Here is an 11,761-nt window from a genome sequence, read left to right on the forward strand (position 1 = left end):
CCAAAGTAATATCATGTGTTTTTTTTGAAACTATAAAAAGGAGTATTTGTGAATCAAGTCATCAAAAAAGCAATTGATTTATTAGGAGGCCAGCAAAAAATGGCTGATGCTATCAGTGTATCACAATCAGCTGTTCATAAATGGTTACATAATAAAATCAAAATTTCGCCTGAAAATGTAGTTCGAATTGTTGAAGTAACACAAGGTAAAGTCCAGGGCTATGATCTTAGACCTGACTTACCATCGCTTTTTCCTAAACCCCTTAAACTAACTGAAGAGGATTTAACCACATGCAAAACGCAAACACACGCAAAACAAAATTGAATAATACGACTAATTTACTGTTAAATCGAGCTCATTCCTCAATTAGACAAAACACTCAAACCCAAGTAGCTAAAAACCTTGGGGTTGCTGATTCTACGGTACTCAGAAGAACTGAAAAGTTTAAAGAGGTTTTTGAAGTACTGGCGGCTTTAGGAATCAATAACTTTGTTTTTGAAGGGGAACGAGTGCTCGAGGAGAGTGAGTATCGAATACTTTTAACCTATGCGGTCAATTGGCTTAATCTACAAAAAGAGAGCACTGAATCTACAGCAATAGATCCAGTGCAGAAGTTGTCAGCTTTTCCAAACTAACCAAATTATTGTATCAAAAAAAGGAGGGCACTCCAATACGAAATTATTACTAATTATTACTTTAGTCGATTTTAGGAATGAATGGAGTGCATAAAAAATAAGGATATCTATGAGTACACTAATAATGAGTAAATGTTGGCCTATACAAATAGAGCCTTCACCAAAAGCAGTCTTAATATCATTGGCAGATAACGCTAATGATGAGGGGGTGTGTTGGCCATCAATAGATACTATATCAATGAGAACTTGCTTATCCGAAAGAACAGTAAAACGAGCCATAATGATTTTAGAAAAATTAGGGTTGCTAGTTACTAAAAGAAGGGATGGGCGTTCTAATGTCTACAAAATAACTCCAGATAATATACTCAAACATGTGACATTAAATACTAATAAAGGGGTGCCACCATGTCAGGGGTGTCACAGTGACACGGGTGACACAGTGGCACTTGAGGGGTGTCATGGTGACACGGGAGGGGTGACACAGTGGCATGAGGGGGGTGACACAGTGACACCTAGAACCGTAATTGAACCATCATTGAACCGTAAGGAACCGTCATTGGAGGAAATTGTCCCAAAAGTGCCCAAAGAAAAATCACCCCAAAATGCAACCTCACTCCCAAGAGATTTTAAACCAGGTGAGAAACATGTGCAGTTAGCAAATGAACTTGGTGTTAATTTAATACAAGAATTCGAGAAATTTTGTGATCATGCCAGGGCGAATGGAAAAATATACAAGGATTGGTCGGCAGCCTTGAACAATTGGATTCGAAATTCAACTAGATTTTGGATAGGGAACACACAACCCAAAAATACAAGGGTAATGACTCCTGCAACACAAGAAATTCCACCTGGTTTCTTAAATTCAAGCCCCGACTATGTGGCACCGGTTATCACTCAGGAGGATATCGATGCAATGCCTTTCTGAATTACAGCGAATTATGCCGACGCATATTAAACCTAAGTTTAGAACTGTTGAGGAGTTAATTGCGTTTCATGATGCTGAAGCCTTAAAGCAATCACATTTAATTAACGAGCGAAATCGTCAAGCCCGAATCCAACGAATTTTGGGGCGCTCTGGCATTCAAAAATTACACTCGAGGTGTGGATTTAGAAATTATCAAGCATCCACCCGAGAACAAAAAGATGCTCTTGCTAAAGCACTTGATTTTTATAAGGGATTTAATGATTCAAAAGGAGGATTTGTATTTTCTGGTAATGTTGGAACAGGGAAGAATCATTTGGCAACAGCAATAGCTAGAGGATTAATACAACAGGGTAAATCAGTTGTTATTGTCACTATTGCAGAATTAGCTATGCGGTTTAGGTCTTGCTATGAGAAAGACAGTCTAATAAAAGAATCTGAGTTGTTAGAAGACTTAGTAGGATTAGATCTTCTCATACTCGATGAAATTGGAGTACAAAAACAGGCTAATAATGATTTTGAGATTAATCTGCTGAATCAACTCATTGATCGTCGGCAATTAAATTTAAAACCTACAGGCATGTTAACCAATCTAAATTATCAGGAAATGGTGAAACTATTAGGTAATCGAATCATGGATCGTCAAACTTGCGCCGGCCTATGGGTTTCTTTTACTTGGCAATCATATCGTTCGAAGAAAAAAAGCTTGGCTGAATAATTTAAAAGTGAGGAATGGATGCAAACACTGACAAAACAACAAATAGATTTTATTGATGATATAATGGAGAGATGGGGGGCATGGGTTTACTCTGGGAGAATTGAAGTTAGGCAAATCAGCCTAATTGGCAAGCTTATTGCAAGCATTAACCCTCAAAATCCTGTGAGGTCTATGTGTGACGACGATACGGGGTTATTAATATCGCGTATTGTGAGTGATATTAAATTACGAAGTCCTGCAGAGTATGAAATTTTGATTCAATATTATGTTTATATGAATAATAAATATCAGATTTCAGTTTGGCTCTATAGCAATAGGGAAACTAATGCTAGGGGGCATTCACTAACAACATATCGTAACTTAGTAGATAAAACACTGTATAATATTAAAAAAATTATTTTTCTAAAGTACATTGAATTAAGTGAATCTACCTAAACATACTTGTAAGCGAAATATATAGATAAATGCTGTGAGGTATCTTATGAAGCTTAGAAAAATAAGAAGACAAAAAAATTGTAACAACTGTCTTGACATCTACCGTAGGAATAGTGCTAGCTTAAACGTTAAGAGTGAGTAGTTGTAAATTATATAGCTTAATCTAATAGTAAAGTTGTATAGTTACACTAATAAGTACAAAGTTTAGCTGTGCAATTATTTTAAAAAAATCAATTGCTTTATTTTGAAAATATCTTCTAATTATTTTTGTGTACTCAATGGAAATAGAGCTGCATAACGCCTACTGCGGTAGATGATAATCGAAATAATATTTGCACTTGGAACTAGGAGTAACGGCGAACCCTAGTAAGCAATCATAGTAAAATCTATAATGAAATTATTCTCGCGAGTAAGCTTATGACTTTAAATTTATTTTTTTTACGTTCATGAGGGAGTTTTTATGATTAAGGAATTACTAGATACATATATCGGGTTAGATAATGCTACCTACATTGGTGTAGGACTAGGTTTAATTAGTCTATTATGGGGAGCAAAAAAAATACTAAAAAGTGTAAGGGTAACTCAAAAAGCTAAGGTGAGCAATGGAGGGAGCATAATCCAAGTTGCTGGTAATTTTAAAGGTGAAAAAAATGGTGAATCAAAAAGCAAAAGCGAGTGAAAATTCAAGTATAACCCAAGTTTCTGGTGTTCTTATACAACAAACAGGATTAAGCTTTACGGAATGTGAAAGGTTATTTAACTTATTATGGCAAGAAAACTTCCCTAAGCTAGAAGCTAAAGCAATAGAAATTGCTAGAAATAATGTTGATATTTTATCCAGGATGGTATATGAGAAGATTATTTCAAGTATTGATGAGATTAACATTGAAAAATTAGCTCAACCAGATACTCAATATGCTTTTAATACAGCTATTCAGCATGTTGCGAGAAAAGGTAATAAAATAGATATAGAAACTTTAGCTGAATTATTGAAAGAGAGAATTAAAAAAGATAACAACGACTATCTTGAAAACTGTATTGAATCTGCAATTGAAATGATACCTAAGCTTACACATAAAATGCTAAATTCAATTGCATTAATTTACTTTGTTAATGTCGTTAAAGTAACTAATGAGCGTTTATTAGAAGTATTTTATAGAAGAATATCAGAAGTTTATTTAGAGCAACTTTCTGATATCACAATTTCAGAATTAAAGCAGATTGGAGTGATAGGAGCAGCTATTTATGGTATTAATTATAGTACTATGGATACATTTTCTCTATTGCAAGATAATAGATACTCATTCTTGAACATAGATAATGTGCAATCTAAATATCCTTATTTTTATAAAGTCATAAATTTTTTCGATGAAAAAAAATTTCATCTATTGAATCTAACGACTTCTGGGGAATTGATAGGATCTATAATTTTAGAAAAAATCACTGATTCAATGCGCTAAAATAGTATTTAAAAACCACATTGAATTAGCCATCTTTTAATTGACTCTTCGTCATTTTAATTCTGGTGTTCTATTATAGATGTGAAGCATCAAAAATCTAATTAGATAGGGATAAGTTTGAATGTAAAACTTTTTTGAAGGTTTTTTTATTATTCAATTCATTTTAAGCTTGATATGAATTAGCAAATTAGTGTATCATTTATTTATTCTTGGTGTTATTGCGGTTGTTTCATTGTTTGCAAGGTTGCACCATAACATTTATTAAGCCCCATGCTAACGCTGGGGCTTTGTCATTTATAGCGATATGAACTTTGATGGAGCTTACATGGATGAAAAAGTTCAATCATTCGAGTATCTCAAAGTCCCAGCGATTTTAATCTTTATATTTCCTAATTTATCCGCTGATATAGTTATTTCAGCACTAGCAGGCTCAACTGTATTTTTTATGACAGCAGATGAGTATTCAGGCTTACAAAAATTAATCCTAACTTTTGTATCTTTTTTTATTGGTTTAATAGCTTCAGAAGAAGCGACTCAATACATCAATATCATAGCACCCATTCAAATTAGCTATTCAGTAGGGGCATTAATCACATCGGCATTTGCCGTCAATGTGATGTTGCTGATTAGACACAAACTTAAAAGATACAAGCGTAATCAAGATCCAAAACATTTTGGAAATTCCAATGATGATGAGTGAATATCTATTTTTAACCATGGCATCAATGCTTCGGATTGTTGAAGGGTGCCATTGTTTAATTGCAAGTTATTATGCAATCAAAATTTACCAAAAAAGTGGTGTTTTAAAATTAAGTTTTTATGAAAGGCTTTTATCGTGGATGTTATTTGTAAGTTTTGCTTGTATTCCTATTGTGGTTTTTTTTGGTGTTTATGGAGAGTATGCGAGGGAAGTTTTAATCATTAATTTGATTGTTATATCACTGATTTGGTTAACTAATCGATTTCACATGCAAATTAGAAGGAGATTGAATGATAACTAAAAAGCAAGAGTTGTTTTGTCGTGAGTATATCATCAATTTTAATGCGACCCAGGCGGCAATCAGCGCGGGTTATAGTGAAAAAACGGCGACGAAAATTGGAAGTGAAAACCTGACAAAACCAGACATCCAAAATAGAATTTCCGAGCTACTTAATGAAAGAGTGGAACGCAATGAAATCAATGCTGACTATGTACTAAAACGCTGCATTGAAATCGATGAGCTAGACATTCTTGACATCATGGATGAAAATTTTAATTTTAAGCCATTAAATCAATGGACTAAAGTATGGCGGACATCTATCACGGGCATTGATATACAAGAATTATCAGGCAATGAAGATACAGTGAGTTTAATTAAAAAAATAAAATGGCCAGATAAAATCAAAAATTTAGAACTCTTAGGGCGTCATATTAACGTACAAGCTTTTAAAGAAAAGCGTGATGTAGAAATCACCGCTGAAGTCATTCCCCCTCAAATGGATTTAACGAGATTAAGTGATGAACAACTTGAACAGCTTAAGTTTATCACTGAATCAGCTATGCCCCAATCAGATAGCTAATGAGCTATCACGTCGTCATCTAATCCATTTTACCAAGCAAACCAAACCTGATTTTATAGAAGGATGGTTTAATCGAATCATCGCCAAAGAATTACAGCAGTTTTATTTAGATGTCATTAATGGTAAGCAGCCCAGATTAATGATTTTTGCACCTCCCAGATCTGGCAAATCAGAATTATTTAGTCGACGTTTTCCCGCATGGGTGTTAGGACAAAACCCAAACTTAAATATAATTGCAGCATCCTATTCAGCTGATTTAGCCAGCAGAATGAATCGGGATGTGCAGCGTATTATTGATGATCCTGCCTATAACCAAATATTCAAAGATACCGTTTTAAGCTCTGGTCGTGATGGTGTTATGCGCACTAATGAACTCTTTGAAATAAAGGGGGCAAAAGGCGCTTATAGAAGCGCTGGGGTGGGAGGTGGCATAACGGGTATGGGTGCCGATATCGGTATCATTGACGACCCCGTTAAGGATGCCAAAGAAGCCGTTTCTGAAACTACTCGTAATGCGATTTGGGAGTGGTATACCACGACTTTTTATACCAGGCTATCTCCTAATAGTGGCATTTTATTGGGGATGACACGTTGGCATGAAGACGACTTGGCTGGCAGATTACTTAAACTGATGTCCGAGGGGGATGGTGACAATTGGCGGCTTGTGAGCTTTCCAGCCATTGCAGAGGTTGATGAAGAACACAGAAAAATAGGTGAAGCGTTACATCCTGAACGTTACCCTGTAGAGAGATTAGAGAAAATTAAACGTGCGATTGGTTCGTATGCATGGAATGGTCTTTATCAACAAGCCCCTACAGCTAAAGGGGGAGCAATCATTCGAGGCGAGTGGTTTGGTCGCTATCCAAAACTGCCTATCTTAAAATGGCGAGCCGTATTTGTGGATACAGCTCAAAAAACCAAAGAACATAATGATTTTACCGTGTTTTTGCATGCAGGATTCGCTGATGATGGGCGCATTTATATAATTGATGTCATTCGTGCGCGCATGGACGCCGTTAAATTAGAAACAACCGCCAAAGATCTTTATGCCAAATGGCGAGAGCAACTAAATAAATCAAGATTAAGACACTTCGCTATCGAAGATAAAGCCAGTGGAACAGGGCTTATTCAGCAATTAAAAGCCCGTCATCGGATTCCAGTTAAAGCCATTCAGCGAAGTCAAGATAAGTACTCTAGGGTGCTTGATATACAGGGTAATATTGAATCAGGGTTTGTTATGTTGCCAGAATCAGCCCCTTGGATTGCTGATTTTATTGCGGAGTGTGAAGCCTTCACGGCTAATAATTCACATGCGCATGACGATCAGGTAGATGCTTTAGCAGACTGTGTCTCAATGATGTTAAATAAACCATTGTCAATGTTGGATATGATGTGAAAAAGGAAAAAAACACTTTTAAAATTAGTGATAGCTTAGAGAGCATGATGACGAAATTGGGCGTAAGGCAAGATGCCATTCGCTACAACCGTTCTCAGTCATTAACTTCTGATAGACAGCAGCTTTTGAGCATGTGGATGAGCTCCTGGCTGTCACGTAAAATCTGCGATAGAAAATCCAGGGATATGACAAGAAAGTGGCGTGAAGTTAAATCCAATTCTTTAAGCGCAGAAGAAATTACTGAATACGAGCGCCTAGAAAATCAATTGAATGTTAAAGAAGTTTTCAGGCAAGCTACGCAATGGGCAAGTCTCTTTGGCACAGGTGCTATATTAATCATCACGGACAAAACCAATATAAAAAGTGCTATGACGCCACTTGGTGATGATGAACGAGTTATACGCTTGATGGCAGTTGATAGACACTCGATGGCTGCGCATTCTAATCGATTGGTTAATGACGTTTTTGATCCTGATTTTGGTTCACCTGAACATTACTACATCAAATCAAATATCGTACATCGCACCCGATTGATCATTATTAAGGGGCGCGAAAAACCTCTATCTGAACCAGAACCTTTTTGGGGTATTTCTGATCTTGAAGATGTGTATGAGACTATTAAAAGGTTCGATATCATGTCTTTGAATATAGGCGAGCTGATACAAGAATCCAAATTAGATATTTTCAAAATGGACGGCTACGCCGATATGGTGGCAGCTGGGCAAGAGGATGACATCATTAAACTTCTTTCTTTTGTGCAATCCACCAAGTCTTTAACTAACTCTCTAATTTTAGATGGAACGGCAGAGTATGAACAAAAAGAGCTAGCATTTACAGGGCTTAAAGATATTTTAGTGGAGTTTCGTAATGCCGTTGCGGGCGCAGCAGATATGCCTGTAACCATTCTTTTTGGCCAATCCGCATCAGGGTTTTCTTCTGGTCGAGAGGACTTAGATTCTTATTATGACACCATCGGTAGCTTACAGGAAACGAGATTACGACCTGCTCTAGAAAAACTGGATAATTTATTATGCAAACAGATGTTTGGGGTGGTTCACGATGACTGGTGGTTCGCTTTTATGCCACTTCACCAACTAACCGAAACTGAGCGCATGCATAATCTTAACTTATTTGCCCAATCAACCTCACTGCTGATTCAAAATGGCGTGTTAAGAGAAGATCAGGCCGCTGAAGAGCTTAAGCAGTCTGTGATGTTTGATAAAATAAGTGATGAGGATATTGAGTTTTTAAAAGGACTAGCAAGTGACCCAACTGACTTTAAGCCAATTACTGCGATACAAGGGCAACAAGAAGTTTATAAAAAGACAATTGAAGCCAACAACACCGAGTAAAAGAGCCGAAGTGTGGTATCGATTTCAATTAAATACCTATATAGACAGACTGAATGACGAAATTATCAAGACGCTACAAGGCGTCTTTTTGCGTTTTGGGGACAGCAAATTTGTAGATACTAATCCTGTGATGAAACTGGCCATGTTACAAGCACTTGATAAGCTCGCTGATTCACTCAGTAGCCAAAAAGCGAGGCTTATGGCGAATCAATTGGCAAGCGAATTTGCGAAACGAGTTAATCAGCAAAATCATGCTCAAACAGTCGCTTCGATTAAAAGTGTACTTGGAGTGGATGTCAGTGATTTTATCATGAGTAATCAATTCATCACCGCTGAAATTGAGATAGCTATGCTTGAGAATATTAATTTAATAGTCAGTGTTGCTGAAGAACACCTCTTAAAAGTCAGACAAGTGATTCATCATAATATTCTCGATGGGCAAAGGCATTCTTCAGTCATTAATGCAGTAAGCCGTGCTGGGCAAGTCTCAAAATCGAGAGCTAAGGTCATTGCACGAGATCAAACGAATAAATTCAACGGCGCTTTGACGCGAGTCAGACAGCAATCATTAGGAATTGAACAATATATCTGGTCAACGTCTGGTGATGAACGGGTTCGGCAGGAACATCGTGAGAATAATGGAAAATTGTTCAGATGGGATAGTCCGCCTATTACTGGTCATCCTGGTCAGGATATTCAATGTCGTTGTGTGGCCATCCCCTATTTTGAGAGTGATTAGATGCATAAACGTAGACAACTTATTGATTATGAACAATCGACTCGTTATAGAACGCCACAGGGTTATCTGGTTTATCCAAAATCCGTGTTGGCTAGAACGGGCATACAAGAATATGACGGAGCAGAAATCGGGGAGACGCCAGGTGAAGTATATGCTGTTGAACGACCCGAAAGCGAGGTGTTTGCCCCAGAATCCATTGCTTCTTTTGAAGGCATGCCTGTTACATTTGATCATCCAAAACAATTAGAAGTCACCGCTGAGACTTGGCAAGATTTATCCAAGGGATTTGTAAAAAACGTGCAAAGACACGGGGATTATCTAATTGGGGATGTATGGCTTCAGGATTTGGCAACTATTGAGATTGTTGAGCAAGAGGGCATTGAAGAATTGTCACTTGGCTATTCTTCAGCGGTTGTTAAAAAAGAGGGTAAATTTATACAAACCAATATCAAAGGAAATCATATCGCCATTGTTCCGCTTGGGCGATGTGGGGGTGAATGTAGACTAGCGGATCATATACAAGGAGAACGTGTGACTAAACGGAAGACAATTATCGATGCGATGGCAAACGCATTGGGGTTAAGCAAAGCAACTGCCGAGCAAAGAAAAAAACTGGCCGATACCGCAGAAGAGCTTGGGGTGGATTCTGAGCAAGAAGTGAATGATGAGGAGCTCAATGATACCGCACCCGCTGGAAGTGAACCGCATGAACCTGAGGGCTTAGAGAATATCGAACCGTTAACTGCAGACAGTGATGAGATCAACGATGTTGAGACGCTTAGACAAGAAAATGCGGCATTAAGAGCCAAAATCGATGAAATGACTCAAGCGCAGGCGGATTCTGCTGAGACGCAGCAGGTGGCCAACGATGCGCGCTCAGTCTTTGCTACATTAAAAATTGCGGACAGTGATAATGCAAGATCAATCAGAAGAAAAGCGATTGTATCGGCTGGTCTTTATACTGACAGTCAGGTGATTAAATTATCCGATTGTGATTTAAAAGCTGCCTATCAGCAAGCCAGGGCAACTGTCATACAAGATATGCACAATGCTTTTGGACGTGGTTTGATAACAGATTCACCGAACCCACAACAAAAGATTAATTACAATAAAAATAGGAGTAAGTAATGGGATTGTATCGACAAGATAAAACTAAGGCATTTGCAGGACAAATTGCCAGAGTAGGCGAATCACTTGCTCGTGCTACGGGTGAACCGAATGAAGGGAACGTTGAAGTCAGAGCTGGCCATTTTGTGGCAATAGGGGCTGAATATGGTTGTAAAGCAATCTCTTCAAAAGAAGATATCGTGCTTGGGGTGGTTGTTCGCGATTTACTTCAAGGCATCTATCGAAAAGATGAAACCCCTTCTGTAGGTAGAATTGGCCATGGTGATGCCCTTTGGGTTGTGGCACATGGGGAATTTATGCGTGGTGATTCAGTCTATATTTTAACTAAGGATGGTAATGCAAATAGCGGTATTTTTTCAGGTAGTGCTGTCAATGAAGCGGTTGAAGATAATACCATAGCAACAGGCTATATAGTAGAACAAGTAGGCAGTGGCCTTGTTATGATTTCGCGCAAGGAGGCGTAATGGCAACCCCAATGAATTTAAATCAGGGACTCAACATTTTAATCCCTGCATTATCCATTTTTCGTGAAAAAATGGTTGAAACGTTATATCCAGAAATCATTTTTCCTGAGTTTGTGACGGTAGATAATGAGGGCGGCGCAGGGTTGGTTAGTAAAATCCATTTTGAAAGTGATGTGACGGGCGATTTAGATACGGGGCTAATTGGTACAAACACCACTTCGATTGATACTGTGGATGTGGGTTTTACCCCAAGAGAAGCGCCCATTGTGTCTTGGGCTAAGGGTGTCACTTATACCCTTAGAGAATTAGAAATTTGTGCCCGAATGGGCATTGCCGTTGATACTAGAAAATTAACCGCGCTTCGCCTTGAAGCAGATCAAACGCTTCAAAAAGTGGCTTTTATTGGCCATGGCAATGATAAACGAATCACAGGGTTATTAAATAATCCAACTATTCAAGTGACTAATGACGCTAAGTTATCGGCGACATTAGCGAATGCAACAGAAGGGCGCGCACTTGCAGCTCCTTTTATTGAGATGTTTAAACGAGTATTGGAACAAACTTCACTTATTGAGGCGCCTGATACCATCGCGATGCCTGCGCTAGATAGGCTGGTGTTAGCAACTACAGAGTTTTCAGTGTCATCCACCCGAACAGTACTAGAATTTATTGAAGAAACGCTTACTGCTGCGGCTGGCAAAACTGTGACTATTAAAGGCGTTCCACTTAACTACGCGAATACCGCGGGCGGCACTGAAAAATCACCTAAAAAACGCATCATTACCTATATTAATAGCGCTGATCATGTTCTGTTTGATATTCCATTAGTGCCCGACATTATCGATCCACAGCCTAAAGGCTTACTCGCCTGGCAGTCGGGTATGAGGATGGATTTTGGTCGTGTTAATTTTCTAAGACCTGAGTCAGCAACGTACATTGATTATTAAGAGCA

Annotated in this window: 16 protein-coding genes; all 16 read left to right on the top strand. The window is 38.1% G+C overall.

Annotated features, from left to right (window positions below; all coding sequences use genetic code 11):
* Positions 1 to 48: 48 nt before the first annotated feature.
* The 16 genes from BMW37_RS07810 (at position 49) to BMW37_RS07885 (ending at position 11,756) form a co-directional block, all read left to right on the top strand.
* Complete coding sequence (locus tag BMW37_RS07810) at positions 49 to 324, top strand: transcriptional regulator (RefSeq protein ID WP_093319371.1); 276 nt, start codon at positions 49 to 51, stop codon at positions 322 to 324.
* Positions 291 to 635 (top strand): CII family transcriptional regulator, encoded by a 345-nt coding sequence (locus BMW37_RS07815; RefSeq protein ID WP_093319373.1) that lies wholly within the window; start codon positions 291 to 293, stop codon positions 633 to 635. Before BMW37_RS07810 ends, BMW37_RS07815 begins: the two co-directional genes overlap by 34 nt.
* Before the next feature lie 109 nt (positions 636 to 744).
* Complete coding sequence (locus BMW37_RS07820) at positions 745 to 1,560, top strand: helix-turn-helix domain-containing protein (protein WP_093319376.1); 816 nt, start codon at positions 745 to 747, stop codon at positions 1,558 to 1,560.
* Complete coding sequence (locus BMW37_RS07825) at positions 1,544 to 2,275, top strand: ATP-binding protein (protein WP_093319378.1); 732 nt, start codon at positions 1,544 to 1,546, stop codon at positions 2,273 to 2,275. Before BMW37_RS07820 ends, BMW37_RS07825 begins: the two co-directional genes overlap by 17 nt.
* 18 nt (positions 2,276 to 2,293) lie before the next feature.
* Positions 2,294 to 2,710: an antiterminator Q family protein gene (locus BMW37_RS07830; RefSeq protein WP_093319381.1), complete on the top strand. Its 417-nt coding sequence runs from the start codon at positions 2,294 to 2,296 to the stop codon at positions 2,708 to 2,710.
* Between the two features lie 460 nt (positions 2,711 to 3,170).
* On the top strand, positions 3,171 to 3,389 hold the full coding sequence (locus tag BMW37_RS07835; RefSeq protein ID WP_245711042.1) for a hypothetical protein: 219 nt from the start codon (positions 3,171 to 3,173) through the stop codon (positions 3,387 to 3,389).
* Positions 3,361 to 4,170: an LPO_1073/Vpar_1526 family protein gene (locus BMW37_RS07840; protein WP_093319383.1), complete on the top strand. Its 810-nt coding sequence runs from the start codon at positions 3,361 to 3,363 to the stop codon at positions 4,168 to 4,170. The genes BMW37_RS07835 and BMW37_RS07840 overlap by 29 nt, the downstream gene beginning before the upstream one ends.
* A gap of 325 nt (positions 4,171 to 4,495) precedes the next feature.
* Positions 4,496 to 4,870, top strand: a complete 375-nt coding sequence (locus BMW37_RS07845; RefSeq protein WP_177168618.1) for a putative holin — start codon at positions 4,496 to 4,498, stop codon at positions 4,868 to 4,870.
* On the top strand, positions 4,857 to 5,171 hold the full coding sequence (locus BMW37_RS07850) for a hypothetical protein (RefSeq protein ID WP_093319388.1): 315 nt from the start codon (positions 4,857 to 4,859) through the stop codon (positions 5,169 to 5,171). Before BMW37_RS07845 ends, BMW37_RS07850 begins: the two co-directional genes overlap by 14 nt.
* Positions 5,161 to 5,730, top strand: a complete 570-nt coding sequence (locus BMW37_RS07855; RefSeq protein ID WP_093319390.1) for a terminase small subunit — start codon at positions 5,161 to 5,163, stop codon at positions 5,728 to 5,730. Before BMW37_RS07850 ends, BMW37_RS07855 begins: the two co-directional genes overlap by 11 nt.
* Positions 5,669 to 7,126, top strand: coding sequence for a phage terminase large subunit (gene terL, locus BMW37_RS07860; RefSeq protein ID WP_218139485.1), 1,458 nt, complete (start codon positions 5,669 to 5,671; stop codon positions 7,124 to 7,126). The genes BMW37_RS07855 and terL overlap by 62 nt, the downstream gene beginning before the upstream one ends.
* The gene (locus BMW37_RS07865; RefSeq protein ID WP_093319393.1) at positions 7,123 to 8,478 is read left to right on the top strand and encodes an anti-CBASS protein Acb1 family protein; all 1,356 of its coding nucleotides are present in this window, start codon (positions 7,123 to 7,125) and stop codon (positions 8,476 to 8,478) included. Before terL ends, BMW37_RS07865 begins: the two co-directional genes overlap by 4 nt.
* Positions 8,479 to 8,488: 10 nt before the next feature.
* Complete coding sequence (locus tag BMW37_RS07870; RefSeq protein WP_143047613.1) at positions 8,489 to 9,217, top strand: phage head morphogenesis protein; 729 nt, start codon at positions 8,489 to 8,491, stop codon at positions 9,215 to 9,217.
* A complete protein-coding gene (locus tag BMW37_RS07875) occupies positions 9,218 to 10,345 on the top strand; it encodes a DUF2213 domain-containing protein (RefSeq protein ID WP_093319397.1) in 1,128 nt (375 codons plus the stop codon).
* Entirely contained in the window at positions 10,345 to 10,809 is a 465-nt protein-coding gene (locus BMW37_RS07880) for a structural cement protein Gp24 (RefSeq protein ID WP_093319399.1), read from the top strand. Before BMW37_RS07875 ends, BMW37_RS07880 begins: the two co-directional genes overlap by 1 nt.
* The gene (locus BMW37_RS07885; protein WP_093319402.1) at positions 10,809 to 11,756 is read left to right on the top strand and encodes a major capsid family protein; all 948 of its coding nucleotides are present in this window, start codon (positions 10,809 to 10,811) and stop codon (positions 11,754 to 11,756) included. The genes BMW37_RS07880 and BMW37_RS07885 overlap by 1 nt, the downstream gene beginning before the upstream one ends.
* The last annotated feature ends 5 nt before the right edge of the window (positions 11,757 to 11,761 follow it).

This window comes from Thorsellia anophelis DSM 18579 (genome assembly GCF_900111395.1).
GTDB lineage: Bacteria > Pseudomonadota > Gammaproteobacteria > Enterobacterales > Thorselliaceae > Thorsellia > Thorsellia anophelis.